We start from the raw sequence: 18788 nt of genomic DNA, 5'->3' as shown, positions 1-18788 counted from the left end.
ATCGCCTGTCCCGTACGACACGCAATGAGTTTCTTCAGTGCCCGAATTACTCGAATGCCACTTCGCGACGTCACAACCCACGCGTCACCGCCATGCAGGAATGGCCGCAGCGGTTTCACGCTCGTCGAGTTGGCCGGCACTCTTGTCATCGTCTCGATTCTCGCGCTGGTCGCCGTGCCGCGCTTTTTCAATAACAACGCATTCGACGTCGAACGCTTTCACGCGCAGGCGCAATCAGTCCTGCGCCATGCGCAAAAAACCGCGATTGCACAAAACAGGAATGTGTTCGTGAGCCTGGACGGTGCCAGATTTGCCGCCTGTTTCGACGCAGCATGCACAGCATATGTCGTCACGCCAGCCGGAAAGAACAGCGACAGCGCCAGAACGCAGGACAACTGCAGCGATAACGACACCGCACTGTGCGAAGCCATTCCGTCCGGTATCGCCTTCAACAAATCCATCGCCGGCGCAGGTTTTTACTTCAATGCGCTGGGCAAGCCGTTTCATCTCACCGATCCGCCACCCACGCCGACCTCAACATTCGTCAATGCGCTTGTGATCACCTTGAGCAAGGAAGGCGATACGCGGCAACTCGTGGTCGAGCCGGAGACGGGCTATGTTCACCAATAACCGGCAAGCGCTTCGCGCCCGACAACGCGGCCTGTCGCTGATCGAACTGGTGCTGTTCATCGTCATCGTCGGCATCGCGCTGGGCGGTGTGCTGATGGTGATGAACCTGAATGCGCGGCACAGTGCCGATCCGCTGATTCAAAAGCAGGCGTTGGCGATTGCCGAGGCCTTGCTGGAAGAGATCGAGATGATGCCGTTCACGAACTGCGATCCCGATGGTTTTGACCCCAGCGACGGTAGCTGCGCCAAATTGGAGGCAATGGGGCCTGAAGATGCCTATTCAAAGCAGTCTCAAAAGGAGGGGCGCGGCAGCGACGTTGCACCATTCGATAACGTGAATGACTACAGCGGCTTTCAGCTGACAGGCGGACAGCTTGATCTCGCCAATGCGACGAACGTCGTTGTGCCGGAAGGCTATGCAGCGTCCGTGACCGTCACGCAGCAGGCTGGTTTTGGTCCGGCCGGGGCGCAGATTGCAGTTGCCGCTGCGGTACTGCGTATCGCCGTGACCGTAACTTATGACGGCGGCAGCATCGTGCTGGAAGGCTACCGAACAAGATATGCGCCATAGCATGCCGATACGTGATATCTCTCCCGCGAAAGGCTTCACGCTGGTGGAGATGGTCGTCGCCATTGCCATCGCCGGTATCGTCGCGGGCATGGTTGCGATGTTCATACGCATGCCGGTACTGGCCTACGTGGATACCGCAGCGCGTGCAGAATTGACGGACACCGCCGATACCGCGTTGCGCCGGATTGCGCGCGATGTGCGGCTGGCGCTGCCGAACAGCATCCGCAGAACGACGGATGGGAATCAAGTCGTGTATCTGGAGTTCCTGCCGACGAAAACGGGCGGACGCTATCTCGCAGACGACGACAATGCCACGACCGGCAATATCCTGAGCTTCACCGACGCCGCGAAGACGAGCTTCGACCTGGTCGGCCCGGTACCAATCGAAGCACAGGCAATCGCCACCGGCGATTACGTCGTCGTCTATAACCTCGGGCCCTTATTGAATCCGGCAAACGCCTACGACTGTGCCGGCTCCTGCAACAGGGCCGAATTCGATTCCATCGCGGGCGTCACCATTACCTTGAAGAGCAATCCGTTTGCCAGCCAGGCGGAACCGAAGTTCACTTCACCGGGCAATCATTTTCATGTCATTGCGCCGTCGCCTGTGACCTATGTCTGCAATCCGGCCGCAGGGACGCTGACCCGCATTTCCGGGTACACGATCCAGGCATCGCAACCGGACAACATCGCCGCGTCCCCGCTCAGTGGCGCGTCGAAGGCATTGCTCGCTAGTGGCGTCACGGCCTGCGAGTTTTCCTACGATAACGCGGCCGGCAGCATGGTCAGCCAGCGCAGCGGTCTCGTCGGATTGGGCCTGACTTTGCAATCGAAAAACGGCAATGGCACATCGGTAAGCTTGTTCCAGCAGGTGCATGTGGATAACACACCATGAGAGCGATTGAATCATGAGGCTGAACGCATCCCTCCGTCCGCGCCGCCTGCTGCAGCAGGGATTCGGCATGGTGAGCGCGATCTTTCTGCTTGTGGTGCTGGCAGGACTCGGTGCGGCGATGCTCAACCTGTCTGCCACGCAGCACACGGGCGTTGCCTTGGATGTGCAGGGTGCGCGGGCGTATCAGGCAGCGCGTGCCGGGATCGAGTGGGGCTTGCATCGCTGGCTGATTGATGTTCCCGCAGGCGCTTGTCCTGCGTCCTCGGCATCGTTTTCGCCATCAGCATCGACCCTGAGCAGCTTCACCGTCACGGTCGTGTGTCAGGACACGACATACGCGGGGGCGGATCCTGCGATCGTGGTGCGGCAACTCACGGCTATCGCTTGCAATCAGCCCGTCGGCGGCCCTTGCGTGAAGGGGCAGGGTGGTGGTGCGGATTATGTGGAGCGGGTGGTGCAGGTTTCATTCCAGCGATGAGGAAGGGGATTCTTGTGCATGTGAGTCGGGAAACGGTAGGGTGGGCAGGCAATGCCCACGCTGTAATGAGCACGATGCGCCTGCGTGGGCAGTACCCTGCCAACCCTGCGTTCTGTGATTTCTGGACGAGACGATGATGCGCCAGTTTCGACGCCGATGCGTTCTTGTGATGTGCTTGCTTTGTTCCGTGTACGCGGCGGCGAGCGCTCATGCGGAGAGTTTCGAGATCGCGGTTTCTACCGATGAATCCTTGAGTGGTCCGCTGGCAGCCGGCCGGCCGCATCTGATGACAGCAACCCGCAAGAACGGCACGGTTACCGTTACTACGTACACCGGCGTGCAAACACTCAAGGGATGGCATACCCCGGTCGGAGCGCATCCGGATGGGGCGAAAGCGCCGACGATATGTGCGCCGAATGCTGGCACGTGTTCGGCCCCATTGGGCAGCTGCGTTGTTGCTTCGTCGTCGTCGACACCCATTCCGGACTTGACGTTCGCCAACGGCGTCGCAAAGTTCTGCCTCATGGCGCCGGACGTCGGCAATTTCTCCGTCAGCTTGAGCGACGAAGCGTCGCCGGCGGATGGCACCAGTTCGACATTGAGGGCGCGACCGCATCACTTTACGTTGAGCGACACATCGATCACGCAGCGCAGCGACCTGCCAGCCTGTGCCGGGTCCACGTTTGGGTATATGGGAGAGCCGTTCCGCATCGCGTTCAAGCTCAAGGCGTGGAATCAGGACAACGTCCCGACCAAAAACTATGCAGGTTCTTTCGTTCAGTTCGCCAAGCCTATTTCTGGCGACGCGGCTGTCAACACTGCGGCCTGGATCAATTCCGCGGATCCCGACAGCATGGGTTTGTGGATGGTGGCACCCGGCTATGTTGTCGGCTCGGATACCTGCACGGCGAAGTTTTCCGGCAACGCGCCTTCGCATGAAACGACCTTCGTTTGCGATGGCGGCAGCAATGTCGCTCCGGTTAACCGCACCGCCGGCCCTCGCGTAGTGGTGTCGATGACCCCGGAAGTGCCATCCATGGTCTGGAGCAACGGCGAAGGGACTTTCTCGGCCAACGTGATGCTGCACCGCGCGGACAAGGCGGATGGCGCGTACGAAACGCTCGAGATTGGCATCGCGCCGCGCGATGCGGACGGCGTTGCGCTGGACGTCCTGGATATGGATGCCGACAAGAACGGGGCCAACGAACGGGCCAGAGTCGGGACAACAAAGCTGCGCTATGGCCGCCTCAAGATCGCCAATGCCCACGGTTCCGAACGGCTCCCGCTGCCGATCAATGTTCAGGCCCAGTACTGGAACGGGAAAGCCTACATTACCAACGTGAATGACGGCTGCACACCGCTCGTGCCGGGGAATTTCATCAAGGAGGACAGGACGGGTGAAAGCATCGAGACCAGCATTGCCGCTACAGGTACCTTGAGTGCAGGCACGGGGCGCATCGCGTTGAGCAAACCGACGCAGACACCTGCCGGAAAGGGCGTCGTGACAATCAAGGTCGACGATACGAAACTTCCCTACCTCCCGGGCGCAGGAACCGCGACCTTCGGGATTTACAAGTCGGGGCCGGTGATTTATCGGCGGGAATTGCATTATTGACAGCGGTATCGATGAAATGCGCGGTTTTATCGGGTTTGCTTTGCGGATGTAAATGGCGGGTGCGGTGATAACGTGCAGATTCGGGGCAGAGTAAGGAAGGTCTGGCAGCAGCCGATTGCAATCCTCTCCCCGGCAAAACCTCATAGACAGATTGCGCATGCGTTTCTTCTCGAAAAACAGTAGCCTCGGTGGATGGATGGCGATCAGCCTGCAGGCTGACGGCGTCTGCGTCGCGCATGTCGAGCGCTCGTCGCAGGCGAAGTACGCTGTCGCGCATGCCGGGTTTTATTCGGGAGGGGCGGGAGCGGATGCGGAAGCGCTGGGCAGGATAGCCAAGGATTTGCGCGCCGACCGCTACCGCTGGACCAATCTGCTGTCGCTGGGCGAATATCAGATGCTGTCGGTCGATGCGCCGAACGTGCCGCCCGACGAGCTGAAGACCGCGATCCGCTGGCGTCTGAAGGACATGCTGGACTATCACATCGACGATGCGACCATCGATGTGCTGGACGTGCCCGCCGAAAAGAATTCCCGTGGGCGCGCGCATGCGATGTACGCGGTCGCCGCCCGCAACCAGTTGATCGAGCGCCGGCAGGCGCTGTTCGACGATGCCCGATTGCCGATCCGGGTGATCGATATCCCGGAAATGGCGCAGCGGAATGTGTCCGCGCTGCTGGAGCCGGAAGGGCGCGGCCTCGCGATGTTGTCGCTCCATGAGGACAGCGGCCTGCTGACCATTACCTTCGACGGCGAACTCTATCTGTCCCGCCGCATCGACGTGGCATTGTCGCAGCTGACCGCGCCGGACGAGAATGAGAAAGCGGCGGCGTACGAGCGGATGGTGCAGGAACTGCAGCGTTCGCTGGACCATTTCGACCGCCAGTATCACTTCGTGACGGTGGCAAGGCTCGTGCTTGCGCCGTCGGGCAGCATGACGGCAGACGTGCAGGCGCATCTGGCCGCCAGTTTGTACATTCCGATCGAGACACTGAATCTGGAAAGCGTTGTCGATATTTCCAGAGTGCCGGAACTGAAATCGCCGCAGTCGCAGCAGCGTTATTTCATGACGATCGGCGCGGCCATGCGCCACGAGGTGAAGGCGCTATGAGCCAGCAGATCAATCTGTTCAATCCGATCTTCCTGAAGCAGAAGAAGTATTTTTCCGCCGTCACCATGGCGCAGGCGCTGGGTCTGATCCTGCTCGGATCGGCAAGCCTGGGCGGCTATGCGAAATACCAGCTGTACGCACTGGGCAAGGAGGCCGAGGCGACGGCGGGACAGCTGGCGGCGGTGCAAACGCGATTGAACAAGGTCAATGCCGATTACGGGCCCAAGGAAAAGAGCAAGGCGCTCGAGGAAGACATCCGGAATGCGGAGATGGAAGCAAGATCATTGCTGCAGGTATTCGCTGTGCTGGGCCGGCGTGAATTCGGCAACACCGATGGTTATTCGGAATACATGCGCGCGTTCTCCCGTCAAATTGTCAATGGCGTGTGGCTGACCGGCTTTACCATTCGCGGCGCGGGCAGCGACATCTCGCTGCAGGGGCGCACGCTGCAGCCGGACCTTGTGCCGGCTTACATCACGCGCCTGAAGAATGAACCGGCGTTGCAGGGCAAATCCTTTGCTGCGCTGGAGATGCAAAGTCCGCAGCCGCCACAGAATGCAAAAGCGGCATCGGCTGCGGAGCCACGCACATCGATGGCCTATATCGAATTCAATCTGCGTTCCTCCGGTGCAGTGAAGGAACAGCAGCAGCTGGCCGAGCAGTCGGCAAAAACCGATGCTAATGCGACATCGAACGCCTATCTCGAATTCGCCCGCGCGTTCAACGCGATCAAGGAACAGTCCGGCACTGCAGGAGCAACGACCAAATGAAGCAGCATTGGCAACGGATACAGTTGAAGGTGGACGCGTTGTCGCTGCGCGAACGCGCCATCATTTTCGCGATGGCGGCGCTGATCCTGATCACGCTCATCAATACCGCGCTGCTCGATCCCCTGTACGCGAAGCAGAAGCAGCTGACCCAGGGCATCAAGAAGGACCAGACGACGATGGCCGGCATGCAGGTGCAAATCCAGCAGAAAATGGCCGTGCACGAAGCCGATCCGAACAAGGCGAACAAGGCGCAGTTGCAGCAGTTGAAACAGCAGACGGCGCAGATGCAGGATGCACTGCGGGACATGCAAAAAGGGCTGGTGTCTCCTGATAAAATGTCGGCGCTGCTGGAAGACCTGCTGAAGCAAAATCGCGCCCTGCGCCTCGTCTCGCTCAAGACCCAACCCGCGTTCTCGCTGGCGGAACAGGCGAGCGTCGAGGCGAAGCTGATCGAGAGCGCGCTGGCGACGATCAAGGACAAAGGGAGCAGCCAATCCGGCGGCAAGCTGGCTGCCGATACCGTCTACAAGCACGACGTGGAGATCGTGGTGCAGGGTGGATATTTCGACATCATGAATTATCTGGCGCAGCTGGAAGCCATGCCCTGGCATCTGTTCTGGGCGAAGGCAACGCTGAACGTCTACGAGTATCCGAAGACGACGCTGACATTGACGCTCTTTACGCTGAGTCTCGACAAGAAATGGCTAAACATTTGAGTCAATTGATTGTGACCGGCTTGCGCCATGGCGCGCTGCTGCTGTGCTGTTGTTTGCCGGCGTCGGTGGCGCTTGCCGAAATCATGGCCGATCCGACGCGTCCGCCGGGGGCACTGGACAGCGCGTACGGCGCTGTCGATGCCGGGCCGGTATTGCAATCCGTGCTGATCGGACCGGGGCGCGCCGAAGCCATCATCAGCGGACGCACGGTCAGGCTGGGCGAACAATTCGGCGATGCGCGCGTCATCAAGATCACCGATGCGGAAGTTGTTTTGCGAAACGGCAGCGAAGTACAGACATTGAAGCTTTTCCCAAGCATTGAAAAGCTGCCGGCATCGAGCCGCGTCAGCAACAAGCCCGCGTTGCGGGGGCAAGAAAAGTAAGGGACACAGTGCAAAAAACAATATTGGTCATGGTCATCGTCAGTCTGGTCGGGTGTGCAGCACCGACGCCCAGGACCGAGACCTATGACTTGATCAATGCGGAAATGCGCAAGGCGAGCCAGGCCGCTGCCAAGCCGGCGCAGCCGGATGCGGTCGCCGCAGCTTTGCTCCCGCCTTTGCAAATCGACATGCCCAAGGCGCGGCAGCCGGTGGAGGAGCGTTTCAGCGTCACTTTCAACAACGTCCCGGCGGCGCAATTCTTCATGGCGCTCGTTTCCGGTACGCGCTACAACATGCTGGTGCATCCGGAAGTGACCGGCACGATTTCGGCGAACCTCAAGGACGTGACGCTGTTCGAGGCACTCGACGCCATTCGCGAACTGTATGGCTACGATTACAAGGTGGACGGCTCGCGCATCGTCATCAAGCCGCTGACGATCCAGACGAAGGTTTTTCAGGTCAATTACCTGACTGGCAACCGCAAGGGCACATCGGATACGCGTGTGATCCAGGGTTCCTTCAATGAGTTGCAGTCCGGCGGAAACAGCGGTGGCGGCAATGGCGGTGGCGGGAACAACAATAACAACAACAATAACAACAACAACAATCAGAACCAGCCCGGTACCACTGCGCGTGCGCTGGAAGGCTCGAAGGTCACCACGGCCACGACAAGCGATTTCTGGAGCGAGCTGAGAGTCGCGCTGAACGCCATCGTCGGCGCCGGCAAGGAAGGGCGCAGCATCGTGATCAGCCCCCAGTCGGGTGTGGTGGTCGTGCGCGCGATGCCTGATGAGCTGCGCAATGTCGCCGCCTATCTCAAGGCGACCCAGCTCTCCGTTGACCGGCAGGTCGTGCTGGAAGCGAAGATTCTGGAAGTGCAGCTGAACGACAGTTTTCAGACCGGCATTAACTGGGCGGGATTCAGGAACAGCAGCAACGGACGTGCGTCGGGCGGGTTCGTGTCGCCCGGAACGGCGCTGCGGCCGCTGACGCCGTCCGGTGCGGGCAGCGTGATGGGAAGCGGCGGCGATGCCGCGATCGCCGGCCTGCCGGGCGCCTCGCTGGCGGCATTGGGGGCTAGCGGCTCGATGTTTGGTCTGGCGCTTCAGACAAGCAACTTTGCCGCGCTGATCTCGTTCCTGGAAACGCAGGGGACCGTACATGTCCTCTCCAGTCCGCGCATCGCGACATTGAACAATCAAAAGGCGGTGCTCAAGGTCGGTACCGACGAATTCTTCGTGACCGGCGTGAGTTCCACCACGACGACCGGCACGGCAACGACAACGACGCCAAGCGTCACGCTCCAGCCGTTCTTCTCCGGCGTGGTGCTGGACGTCACGCCGCAGATCGACGAGCGCAACAACATCATTCTGCACGTGCACCCATCCGTGAGCCAGGTGAGCACGGTGAACAAATCCATCGACCTCGGCAGTCTCGGCGGCGCGATCAACCTCCCTATGCCGTCGAGCAACACCTCCGAAACCGACAGCGTGGTGCGCGGCCAGGACGGACAGATCGTCGCCATCGGCGGCTTGATGCGGCAGGCTACGGTGTCGGATCGTTCGCAGATCCCCGGCGCGGGCAACCTGCCCGGCGTGGGCGGCCTCTTCAGGAATACGAGCCAGGCGACTCAAAAGCGCGAGTTAGTCATTCTTCTCAAGCCAACCGTGATTCAAAGTACCGGCAACTGGTCGCAGGATATTCTCGACAGTCAGGAGCGCATCCAGAGCCTGGACCCGCGCGGTATGTTAGGACAGTGAGTTATGTACAAGACCCATTTCGGCTTGCGTGAACTGCCATTCGGCATTACGCCGGACACCAGTTTTTTTCTGGCCTGCTCCAATTATCAGGAGGCCTTGAACACGCTCCTGATCGCGGCCAAGAACGGCGAAGGCTTCATCAAGATCGCGGGTGAGGTGGGCGTCGGCAAGACGCTGCTGTGCCGAAAATTCATGGCGTCGCTGGACAAGACCTTCGTCACCGCCTACATCCCCAATCCCTTCCTCGAACCGCGCACGCTGATGCTGGCGCTGGCCGACGAACTGTCGCTGGCGCTCGACAAGGACGTCGATCAGCATCAGCTTCTGAAGTCGATCAACCATCGTCTGCTGGTGCTGGCGCGCGAAGGCAAGCGTGTTCTGCTGTGTCTGGACGAGGCGCAGGCGATGCCGGTGGAGACGCTGGAGGCGCTGAGGCTTCTGACCAATCTCGAAACCGGCAAGCGCAAGCTGCTGCAGATCGTCATGTTCGGCCAGCCGGAGCTGGACCGGAAGCTGCAACAGGAATCGATTCGCCAGCTTAACCAGCGCATCGCGTTTCACTATCACCTCGGCCCGCTCACCAAGGACGACATGGAGTTTTATGTCGCGCATCGCCTGAGCGTCGCCGGATACACCGGCAGCAGGCTGTTCAATCGCGGCGCGATCAAGGCACTCTACAAGGCCAGCGGCGGCGTGCCGCGGCTGGTCAACATCCTTGCGCACAAGTCCCTGATGCTGGCCTATGGCGAAGGGAAGCAGGAGATCACGGCGCGTTATGTGGCGGCGGCGGCAAAGGATACCGGCGCAGCCCAGAAACGTGCATTGCCATGGCGTTGGGCGCTGGTCGGCGCGCTCGGGCTGCTGGTCGCCGGCACCAGCATGGGATGGACCTACTTCCGATGAGCCTCATCAATCAAATGCTGCAGGACCTGGATGCGCGCCGTTCCGAAGTGCCCGGCACGGGCACCTATGGCAGCCAGGTCCGGGTTGTTGGCAAACGCGGCAGCCGCACGCACATCGCATGGTGGATTGTGCTCGCCGTGGCGGTCATCCTTGCCGGCGTGGTTGCGTGGCTGCTGTTGCGTCCCGCGCCCGCGGCATCTACCGCGCGCACGGAAAACCGTCCCTCGACGCCGGTGAAGGCTGCCGCTGTGCCCGCCCCATCCGCTACGCCGGTGGCACCAGTCGCTCCTGTCGCTCCAACTGCGAGCAGCCAGGAAAAAATCGACACGGCAACTGCGCCCAATGTGCTGCCGGCATCCGATGTCAAGCCGGTTGCGAAAATGGTGCAAGCACAAGTCCTTACGCCGCCATCCGAGCCACCGCTTGCGTCAAAGCAGGCTGCCGTTCAGGACAAGCCTGCGAAATCGATCAAGCCCGCAGTATCGGTGCCGGTTGCAAAAGCAAGGGAAACGGCAGAGGAGCCGATCCGCGAGCAGGCGCATCCGGCACCAAGGATGGCGAAACTGCCCGAACCTTCCGTGCCGGTTGCGCTCAACAAGCAGGTCAAGGAATCATCGCCGGCGCAGCGCGCGGACAACGAATATCGCAAGGCGCTGCAACTGCGCCAGCATGGCAAGACATCCGATGCCGTCGCCAGCCTGGAACAGGTGCTGCAACTCGATGCGCAGCATGCGGCGGCTCGTCAGGTACTGGTCGGCATTCTGTTGGAGAGCAGGCGTCAGGACGACGCCTTCCGCAGGGCGCGTGAAGGCCTGGACATCGATCCTGCGCAGCCGGGGTTGGCGATGATCGCCTCGCGCCTGCAATTGGAGAAAGGCGAACTGCGGCCCGCTATCGATACCCTGGAACGCAGCCTGCGTTATGCGCTCGACCGCGCGGACTATCAGGCCTACCTGGCCGCGTTGCTGCAACGCGATACGCGGCACAAGGAAGCGGTCGAGCACTATCTGGTGGCGTTGCAAAAATCGCCGCAGAACGGTGTCTGGTGGATGGGGCTGGGAATTTCGCTGCAGGCGGAACATCGCATGAGCGAAGCAGAAGAAGCCTTCAGCCGCGCCAAGGGATCCAATTCGCTGTCGCCCGAGCTGCTCGCATTTGTCGAATCCAAATTGACGCAGTTGCAGCGTTGATCGCAATGTGGAATGCGGCGTTCAGCAAACCTCTGCGAGAACGGGTTCAGACAATCGTTCGCGCGGATTCCGGATCAAGCAGCTTGTCGTGACGCTGCGGGTGAAATGATTTGAACAATTGGACCAACGCATCCGGGTGCGACGCATGCATCAGCAAGGAAGCCTGGCTTTCCTTCAGAAATCCCTGATCCACGACATGCTTCAGAAATGCGATCAAGCCGTCATAAAAGCCGTTGGCATTGAGCAGGCCGATCGGCTTGTCATGCAGGCCGAGCTGTGACCAGGTAAATATCTCGAAGAGTTCTTCCAGCGTGCCGATGCCGCCCGGCATCGCAATGAATCCATCCGACAGATCCGCCATCATGGCTTTGCGCTCATGCATGTCCTTGACGATATGCAGGCGGGTCAGGCCGACGTGCCCGACTTCCTTGTCCATCAGTGCTTTCGGGATCACGCCTGTGGCTTCGCCGCCCAGTCGCAATATCTCATCCGCAATGACCCCCATGAGGCCGACTTTGCCGCCGCCATAGACCAGCGCGATATTGTCGTTGACCATTTCGCGGGCCAGTTCACGCGCGGCCTGGGCGTAAAAGGCATCGCCACCGATGGAGGAACCGCAGTAGACGCAGAGGGATTTCATCATGTTGATCGACGGGTGATTGCAGGGCGGTGGCGAAAATGCCGGATCATGCGCCGGCCTTGCTGCCGCGGCTTGCGGACTGCGTTGCCGGCAGGAGGCGTTGCGGCGCCTTGTCTGATTTTTCTACATAGTCCTTGATCAGTTTTTCGAGCCGCTGATGCGTTTCGCCGCGAAGATAGGGGCCGATCAATGACAGCACCTGATAGCAGCCGCGTCCCAATGCCTCGGTCATGACTTCCTGCTCGGTATATTTGCGCGGGTTGCGCACGTATTCATACGACAGCCAATAGGTCGCCACGACCACCATGTTGGTGGCAAGCGCATCGATTTCCAGGTCGGTCGCTTCCAGCGCCTTGTCGCCGCGCATGCCGACGCATAACTGGTGCGCGACCTTGATCTTGTGCGCGAAAATCTGCTTGAAGTGCAGTTCCAGCTTGCGGTTGCGCGACAGCAGGTCGCTCAGATCGCGATAGAAGAAGCGATAACGCCACACCAGCTCGAAGGAAAGATGCAGGTAAAGCCACACGTCCTCGATATTCGGCCGGCGGTCGGCGGGTACTGCCAGCATGCGGCCGATTTCCGTCTCGAACTGGGCGAACAGCGAGTTGACGATGTCGTCCTTGTTGCGGAAGTGGTAATACAGGTTGCCCGGCGAGATGTTCATCTCTTCGGCGATCACTGTCGTCGTGATGTTCGGTTCGCCAAACTCGTTGAACATCCGCAGCGACAATTCAAGAATGCGTTCACGTGTACGGCGTGGGGCTTTCTGTTGCATGCGGTTTTTCCCCTCCTTGCTTTCATTGCGCACAAGGATAACACCGATAAATCGTTCCTTGAAAACATGGAGTGGCAGAGTCGCTGCCGCGTGCAACGCAGGCCAGAGAGTCGCTCGAAACCGTGAATGCTGTCGCCTGAACTACCCATTGATCGATGCAGCAACCGTCCATGTTTGGAGCGCATTTGCGAAGCTGCAAAGCCGCATTTTCAGCGGACCGGCCATGAGATGATGCAGCGGGCATGCGCGCTTGAGGATGATTGCCTTCGCGTCCAGGACACCGCGCATGCCGCCTCGAATCAGCCGGGAAGCCGTGAATGGCGGATCAATCCTTGGGTAGCACCACGGTATCGATCACGTGGATCACACCATTGTCGGCCACCACATCGCTTTGCGTCACGTTTGCCTCGTTGACCGTCACCTTGCCGTTGTCCGAACTGATCTTGACCGTGCCGCCCTGGATCGTCTGGACCTGGCCGGGCTTGATGTCGGTGACCATGATTTTCCCGGGAATGACGTGATAGGCGAGCACTTGTGCCAGCTTCGCCTTGTCCTTCATCAGTGCATCCCTGGTGGCTGGCGCCAGCTTGTCGAATGCAGCATCATCCGGCGCGAACACTGTGTAGGGACCATCGCGCTTGAGCCACTCGCTGAAGCCGGATTCCTTTGCCGCCGCTGCAAAAGTCTTCGCTCCGCCATTGGCCGCCGCAGCGTCTACCAGGTCTGCGCCGGCGGAAACCACGCCGCTGGCCAGCAGTACAAGTGCGGTTGCAATTGCCTTGAAACCTCGTTTCATCAGAAACTCCTTTGTCATTGATTGCTGCAAACCGGAAATTTGTGCCAACATGAATTTGTCCTCTCGCGCAAGAGTGGCGAGACCCCGTTATTGCTATGAGTTGTCAGATGGCTAAAAAGGTTCAAAATTACGGATTCGCAATATCGTCGCGCCGATTCGTCGGATGACTCACGCCGGAAAGAAAGGTCAATCGTGTCTTCAATCAACTCCATTCTTGATCACCTCGTCGTCGTTGCCGCGGACCTTGAACAAGGTGTCGCCCATTGCAATGCCTTGCTGGGTACGCACATGCTGAAGGGCGGTGAGCACGTCCGCACCGGCACCCATAATTACTTGCTCAACCTCGGGCAAGGCATTTATCTCGAAGTCATCGCGATCAACCCCAATGCTGCTCCGATCGCGCATCCGAGGTGGTTCGGCATGGACGACAACGAGCAAAGACAACGGCTTGCTTCCGGGCCTTATCTTGCGACCTTCGCCGCCCGTACCGAGGACATCGCTTCCGCCGCGATACCCGTGCTTGGACCGATCGTCGAGATGCGTCGCGGGGACCTGAAATGGGACATCACGATCCCCGACGATGGGGGGCTGGTCGAAAACGGCGCGATGCCGAGCCTGATCCAATGGCCGGCTTCGAAGCATCCAACGCATGCCATGCCGGACGCCGGCTGCCGTTTGACAAGGCTGGAGGTCCATCATCCTCAGCCGCAGTACCTTGCCGAACAATGGAAGCGAATCGGCCTGGAGCCCGAGCAACGGCTGATGATATGCCCCTCGGAAGCAGGCGCCGGTCCACGGCTGGTCGCGCATATCGACACGCCCGATGGCGTGCGCGTGCTGTGCTGATGTCTCATACGGCGTAGAGCGAACGGCCATAACGTGCGCACCAGTTTCTGATGAACCCATGCAAGCGCGTGCTGTTGTCAGCGTAACCTTGCCGAGATTGTTTTCCGGAGTCCCGATCCATGCTTATCAATTGCGTCGCTTACCAAGAAGGCAAGAAACTGTGCGATGTACCTATCCGGCAGATCAGCGATTATGTTCGCCGGCCGGACTGCTTTGTCTGGGTGGCCTTGAAGGATGCAGAACCGGCGGAGCTGGCTCAGATGCAGGACGAATTCGATTTGCACGAGCTGGCGGTCGAGGATGCGCAGCACGGGCATCAGCGGCCGAAGATCGAGGAATACGGCGACTCGCTGTTTGCCGTCGTGCACACGGTCGAAATGATCGACGGTGAATTAATTGTCGGTGAACTCGATATCTTCGTTCAAGAGAACTACATCCTGTCGATACGTAATCGAAGCCAGCAGGGATTCCTCGGCGTGCGCGCACGCTGCGAGCATGAGCCGGAACTGCTCAAGCAAGGATCGGCGTTCGTCTTTTATGCATTGATGGATGCCGTGGTCGACCGCTATTTCCCCATCCTCGATGCGATCGAAACGGAACTGGAACTGGTCGAGGAACAGATTTTCAGCAAGGGTTCCGAGCGTGCCAACATCGAGAGGCTGTATCAGCTCAAGCGCAAGGTGACGGTACTCAAGCACGCGGTAACGCCCTTGATGGAAGCCGTGTCGAAGCTGTATGGCGGACGCGTGCCGAGGGTGTGCGCAAACATGCAGGAATACTTCCGCGATGTGTATGATCACCTGTACCGTATCAACACATCGATTGACGCCATCCGCGACACGATAACCACGGCGATTCAGGTAAACCTCTCGATGGTGACCATCGACGAGAGTGAGGTCAACAAACGGCTCGCGGCGTGGGCCGCGATCTTTGCTGTGGCGACCGCATTCTTTGGCGCGTGGGGCATGAACTTCGAAAACATGCCCGAACTGAAATGGAAGTACGGCTACCCGGTGTCGGTCGGTATTGTGGCAGTCGTCTGCGGCTATCTGTATTACCGCTTCAAGAAGTCGGGCTGGCTATAGAACACTCACGGCGGGCTGTACGCGCGAGGCCTTGCGAACCTCTTCGACAATCAACGTCTGAACCCGGGGATGGAGGCCGAGCGCAACATGCCCGATGCCGCCAAGCGCAATATTGATCGCGCCGGGTAAATACGATGATGTCTGGGGTGCAATGATGTTGTCGTGATGGGAGTAGATGGAGACGAACAACGCATTGCTTGCCGCAGTTTCGCTCGCTGCCAACTCGCACAACCATTCGCTGCAGACCCCTTCGTCTTCGCCGCTTGTCCAGTGCATTTGCTTGCAATTCAAACCGACACCGAATTGCGCCACGCCCGTTCCTCGATGCGGCGTGCCGAGTGTGATGATCCTGGCAATGTGGTGTGCGCCATGACGGCGCAAATATGCGCGTGCCGCCAGGCCTCCCATGCTGTGCGCGATGATGATGACCTTGCTACAACCGGATTCGCGCCGCAAGATTTCCACCGCCTGATGTATCGCAGACACATAGTCATCGATTCCGCCCGTTACCGGTTCCATGTCGATGGCGCGATGACTGATTCCCACGCGCAATAGAAGCTTGCTCAATGGATGCCAGTATCCGCTGTTGCATCCGTATCCATGGACGAGCAGTAACGGCAATGTGACGGGATGCGATGCAGCGCGGCTCGAAAAGGCACGAAAAGGCATTAGCCAGGACGAGGTTGTCATCGTGGCCGCAAACTCTCCGAAAAACAATATGCATCGTTGTCGCCAATCGAGTCGATACGCCGCCGGCATCTCGCTACGAAAGCGCCATGAAAGGAAAAAATTGTTGGCCGTTATCAATAGACGCAAGAGCAGCACGATCGCGCCACCAAGCAGAACTGCAACGAAAGCATGATCAATCCGGCCAGTCCGCATGAGCGCAAACCCAATGCCGCAGGCGACGGCAAATTGCAGCGCAAGCAAAATCTTTGCAAGAAGAGCAATCATGCATCTTCCTCATGGTCATGTGGATGCGGATAATTCAATGCCAACATCGCATGCGGCTGTTCGTCAACGCCATCCCGTCAATTCCCCATCAAGTCGATAATTGACGGCACAGCATAGCCGCGGTGCTTTGGAGAAAAGGAGATACGTTCGCTGCGAGGTCCGCGCAGCCGTCGGCACCGACTTTTTTACGACGAGCTGTTAAACCCTACCCCTGTCAATGGCCGAACCAACAGTAATTCCGGCTTACGAAGGTTTGGCACCCGGTTTCGTCGACGATTCGGGCACGCTGACGATGCGGGTACCGGCAATGCGGTCATGCAGAAACTGGCGTTGCGGATCGAGATAGGCGGCAAGAGCCCACAACAAAATATTGACCGAGGGAATCAGTATCAGCAGCCAGCCCTTGAGACCCAACGCCCAAGCCAGCGCCAGTCCCGGCAGAACCCATAGCCAGGATAGCAAGTAACGTCCGATGGCCCGCTTCGTTCCGACCGCACTGCCATCCCTGGTTTCCAGACGGATGCGCCATGTCTTCATCGCGAGGGTCTGGCCGCTATGCGTCCAGAACCAGACGAAATACAAGCCAATCACCAGGAACAGCCAATCCTGCAATGCATCACGCAGGTAAAGTGCATGACGCTGCTGCAAAAGCGTTGAAAACAGCCATCCGGAGATGAATAACACACCGAATAGCAACATGGCTTCGTATACCATGCTCGCCAATCGGCGCTTCAATGAAGGTATTGCAGTGATGTTCAATGTAGCTGCTTCTTTACTTATTTTGTGTCGGGTTGCAGTGCAGCCTGGCGGGCTGCTTGCGGATTGACGGATCGTTCAAGCACCGGCTTGGGCGTGGATTTGATCGGCGGGACCGTCTTGGCCTTGGCTTGAGATGGTGGCGGCAGGGTGGTAACGCGCTTCTTGCTTGCTGCATCTGCGGCGAGCTTTTTTTTCTGCTCGTCCGACAGCTGCTGATATTGCTCCCACTCCGCCGATTTCTGATCGGGATTCAGTTTCTTGGCACGTGAATAGCTCTCCCGCGCAATCCGGCGCTGCTCCGGCGTGAGTTTGAGCCATTCGCGCATGCGTTCCTGTACCCGTTGCTGCTCATCAGGCGTCATCGAGGCGAATTTATTGCCGATCGCAAGCCACTTGGTCTTGCGTGCCGGTTCCAGTTTGTCCCATTCGCCCGCCAAAGGCATGAGCGCTTGTTGTTGCACGGGTGTCAAATCGGTCCAAAATGGTTTGCTTGCGCGTTGCTGCTTCGCCGTTGCGTGAATGGGGGCGGGATTGATTTCCGGTGCCACGATGGATTTCGCTGGTCCGCCTTCGCCGGTTGCGGCCGGCAAATTGTCCGGAGCGGCAAACGCCAAGGCCGCAACAGTCGACAAGGCGCCCAACGCGCATGCCGCGCGCAGACGACGAGATACGGCAGGAAACACGTTATGCGCCATTCTCAATCCCCTCGCGTGGCGAGGAATGCATTGAAACCATGATCCACATAGGCTGACAATGGCAATTCATCGGATAAGACGCCGGCATCGATTTCTGCCGTGTCGCTGATGCGCTGTTCCTGCTCATATTGATAAATGCTTACCAAACCGGTTGCCAACACAACCAGGAGGATCAGCAGACCCATGCGCGGCAGCCATGACATGGATTCCGTGAAAAAGCCTCCCGACTCCGTTGCCAATGCCCGTCTTGTGAACAGGGCGCGCAACGGCGAATCGTTCTTCTTGCGGGATAAGGCCATTTTTCGCGCAGAAGCGAGTTTTTCGGCAGTGGGCGCTGGCAGGTTGTCGAGATTCTCGTTGAGTGCATTGCGCACTTTGTAGGCGAAGTTCAGTTCCTTGGGGGTCATAAGCTAATTCCTTTGGCTCGCAACGCCTGAGCCAGTGTATGCGTTGCGCGAGAGCAGTGCGTCTTTACGCTCCCCTCCGAGCATCCCATTGCCGCAGCTGTTTCCGCCACGTCCATATCTTGCCAATAACGCATAAGAAAGGCTTCCCGTTGACGGGTGGGGAGTTTTTGTATTTCTTGATCTATGACAGCCAGCACCTGGGCGCGTTCGACCTTGTCGGCACTCGATTCAGCCGCCTGAGTGCCTTCCTCGGCCTCATACGTGTCCAAAATATCAAAGTTGTCATTGCTGTCATCCTCCGCGCCAAGGCCTGAGAACAGACTGATCCACGTGCTGCGCACCTTCTCGCGGCGAAAGTAATCGTGGATGACGTTCTGGAGAATGCGCTGAAACAGCAGTGGAAGTTCGGCTGCCGGCTTGTCGCCATATTTTTCCGCCAGCTTGACCATCGCGTCCTGCACGATGTCGAGTGCCGACTCATCTTTTCGGACCGCATAAACCGCCTGCTTGAAGGCGCGACGCTCTACGTTTTCCAGGAAGTCGGATAGTTCTTTGTCGGTTGCCATGCGATACGGCGGATTGTTCCTAGGCTGTCGGGATCGGGAGGAAGGCGTGCATTCCGCGTGCTTTTTCAAACTGTGCGCATGCTAGCAAAAAAGCCTTTGATTGTGCGGAATTTCTCCCCAAAATACTTGATTTCAAACGACTTTGGTCCGATTTGACTTGACCAAAATGGTGCGACGCATTAACGTATCAGTCCCTTCGCAATCTCGAAGAACTGTCTTTCGCGCGCGACCCAAAATGCCGCGCTT

22 protein-coding genes are annotated in these 18788 nt (G+C 58.8%); 14 read left to right on the top strand and 8 right to left on the bottom strand.

The window, feature by feature from the left end; translation table 11 throughout:
* The first annotated feature begins 54 nt into the window (after positions 1–54).
* The 12 genes from D3870_RS10625 (at position 55) to D3870_RS10570 (ending at position 11019) form a co-directional block, all read left to right on the top strand.
* A complete protein-coding gene (locus tag D3870_RS10625) occupies positions 55–630 on the top strand; it encodes a pilus assembly FimT family protein (RefSeq protein ID WP_158590426.1) in 576 nt (191 codons plus the stop codon).
* Positions 617–1201, top strand: a complete 585-nt coding sequence (locus D3870_RS10620) for a prepilin-type N-terminal cleavage/methylation domain-containing protein (RefSeq protein ID WP_119738946.1) — start codon at positions 617–619, stop codon at positions 1199–1201. Before D3870_RS10625 ends, D3870_RS10620 begins: the two co-directional genes overlap by 14 nt.
* Before the next feature lies 1 nt (position 1202).
* Positions 1203–2096 carry a prepilin-type N-terminal cleavage/methylation domain-containing protein gene (locus D3870_RS10615; RefSeq protein ID WP_158590425.1) on the top strand — a complete coding sequence of 298 codons (894 nt, stop codon included), beginning with the start codon at positions 1203–1205 and terminating at the stop codon, positions 2094–2096.
* A gap of 13 nt (positions 2097–2109) precedes the next feature.
* Positions 2110–2574 carry an agglutinin biogenesis protein MshP gene (locus D3870_RS10610; protein ID WP_199710614.1) on the top strand — a complete coding sequence of 155 codons (465 nt, stop codon included), beginning with the start codon at positions 2110–2112 and terminating at the stop codon, positions 2572–2574.
* A 286-nt stretch (positions 2575–2860) separates the two neighbouring features.
* Complete coding sequence (locus tag D3870_RS10605; protein ID WP_242489933.1) at positions 2861–4189, top strand: DUF6701 domain-containing protein; 1329 nt, start codon at positions 2861–2863, stop codon at positions 4187–4189.
* Positions 4190–4385: 196 nt separating this feature from the next.
* Positions 4386–5297, top strand: a complete 912-nt coding sequence (locus D3870_RS10600; protein WP_242489932.1) for a type IV pilus biogenesis protein PilM — start codon at positions 4386–4388, stop codon at positions 5295–5297.
* Positions 5294–6067, top strand: a complete 774-nt coding sequence (locus D3870_RS10595) for a PilN domain-containing protein (protein WP_119738939.1) — start codon at positions 5294–5296, stop codon at positions 6065–6067. Before D3870_RS10600 ends, D3870_RS10595 begins: the two co-directional genes overlap by 4 nt.
* A complete protein-coding gene (gene gspM / locus D3870_RS10590; RefSeq protein ID WP_119738937.1) occupies positions 6064–6783 on the top strand; it encodes a type II secretion system protein GspM in 720 nt (239 codons plus the stop codon). The genes D3870_RS10595 and gspM overlap by 4 nt, the downstream gene beginning before the upstream one ends.
* Positions 6780–7166, top strand: a complete 387-nt coding sequence (locus D3870_RS10585; protein ID WP_242489931.1) for an MSHA biogenesis protein MshK — start codon at positions 6780–6782, stop codon at positions 7164–7166. Before gspM ends, D3870_RS10585 begins: the two co-directional genes overlap by 4 nt.
* A gap of 29 nt (positions 7167–7195) precedes the next feature.
* Positions 7196–8926, top strand: coding sequence for a pilus (MSHA type) biogenesis protein MshL (gene mshL, locus D3870_RS10580; protein WP_119738935.1), 1731 nt, complete (start codon positions 7196–7198; stop codon positions 8924–8926).
* A 3-nt stretch (positions 8927–8929) separates the two neighbouring features.
* Entirely contained in the window at positions 8930–9829 is a 900-nt protein-coding gene (locus D3870_RS10575; protein WP_119738933.1) for an ExeA family protein, read from the top strand.
* Positions 9826–11019, top strand: coding sequence for a tetratricopeptide repeat protein (locus tag D3870_RS10570; RefSeq protein WP_119738931.1), 1194 nt, complete (start codon positions 9826–9828; stop codon positions 11017–11019). Before D3870_RS10575 ends, D3870_RS10570 begins: the two co-directional genes overlap by 4 nt.
* Positions 11020–11065: 46 nt before the next feature.
* Here D3870_RS10570 and D3870_RS10565 read toward each other — a convergent pair whose 3' ends face one another.
* The 3 genes from D3870_RS10565 to D3870_RS10555 all read right to left on the bottom strand — a co-directional run bounded on the left by D3870_RS10565 (position 11066) and on the right by D3870_RS10555 (position 13230).
* Complete coding sequence (locus tag D3870_RS10565; protein ID WP_119741940.1) at positions 11066–11659, bottom strand: LOG family protein; 594 nt, start codon at positions 11657–11659, stop codon at positions 11066–11068.
* Between the two features lie 46 nt (positions 11660–11705).
* Positions 11706–12434 (bottom strand): TetR/AcrR family transcriptional regulator, encoded by a 729-nt coding sequence (locus D3870_RS10560; protein WP_119741938.1) that lies wholly within the window; start codon positions 12432–12434, stop codon positions 11706–11708.
* A 325-nt stretch (positions 12435–12759) separates the two neighbouring features.
* Positions 12760–13230 carry a fasciclin domain-containing protein gene (locus tag D3870_RS10555; RefSeq protein ID WP_119741936.1) on the bottom strand — a complete coding sequence of 157 codons (471 nt, stop codon included), beginning with the start codon at positions 13228–13230 and terminating at the stop codon, positions 12760–12762.
* Between the two features lie 192 nt (positions 13231–13422).
* On the opposite strand from D3870_RS10555, the gene D3870_RS10550 reads away from it, so the two are divergent.
* Together D3870_RS10550 and corA are read left to right on the top strand one after the other, a co-directional pair.
* Complete coding sequence (locus D3870_RS10550; RefSeq protein WP_158590424.1) at positions 13423–14076, top strand: VOC family protein; 654 nt, start codon at positions 13423–13425, stop codon at positions 14074–14076.
* A gap of 119 nt (positions 14077–14195) precedes the next feature.
* Positions 14196–15161, top strand: coding sequence for a magnesium/cobalt transporter CorA (gene corA / locus D3870_RS10545; RefSeq protein ID WP_119738927.1), 966 nt, complete (start codon positions 14196–14198; stop codon positions 15159–15161).
* Here corA and D3870_RS10540 read toward each other — a convergent pair.
* The 5 genes from D3870_RS10540 to D3870_RS10520 all read right to left on the bottom strand — a co-directional run bounded on the left by D3870_RS10540 (position 15156) and on the right by D3870_RS10520 (position 18542).
* Positions 15156–16115, bottom strand: a complete 960-nt coding sequence (locus D3870_RS10540) for an esterase/lipase family protein (RefSeq protein WP_119738925.1) — start codon at positions 16113–16115, stop codon at positions 15156–15158. The genes corA and D3870_RS10540 overlap by 6 nt on opposite strands.
* A 243-nt stretch (positions 16116–16358) precedes the next feature.
* Complete coding sequence (locus tag D3870_RS10535; protein WP_422879646.1) at positions 16359–16874, bottom strand: RDD family protein; 516 nt, start codon at positions 16872–16874, stop codon at positions 16359–16361.
* A 17-nt stretch (positions 16875–16891) separates the two neighbouring features.
* Positions 16892–17569 (bottom strand): DUF3106 domain-containing protein, encoded by a 678-nt coding sequence (locus D3870_RS10530; RefSeq protein ID WP_119738921.1) that lies wholly within the window; start codon positions 17567–17569, stop codon positions 16892–16894.
* A 2-nt stretch (positions 17570–17571) separates the two neighbouring features.
* Positions 17572–17976, bottom strand: coding sequence for a DUF3619 family protein (locus D3870_RS10525; protein ID WP_119738919.1), 405 nt, complete (start codon positions 17974–17976; stop codon positions 17572–17574).
* On the bottom strand, positions 17973–18542 hold the full coding sequence (locus tag D3870_RS10520) for an RNA polymerase sigma factor (protein ID WP_119738917.1): 570 nt from the start codon (positions 18540–18542) through the stop codon (positions 17973–17975). The genes D3870_RS10525 and D3870_RS10520 overlap by 4 nt, the downstream gene beginning before the upstream one ends.
* Positions 18543–18788 lie beyond the last annotated feature (246 nt).

The sequence above is a fragment of the Noviherbaspirillum cavernae genome (assembly GCF_003590875.1).
Lineage (GTDB): Bacteria > Pseudomonadota > Gammaproteobacteria > Burkholderiales > Burkholderiaceae_D > Noviherbaspirillum > Noviherbaspirillum cavernae.
The sequence above is the reverse complement of the archived record's forward strand: the minus strand, read 5'-3'. Positions and strand labels throughout refer to the sequence as shown.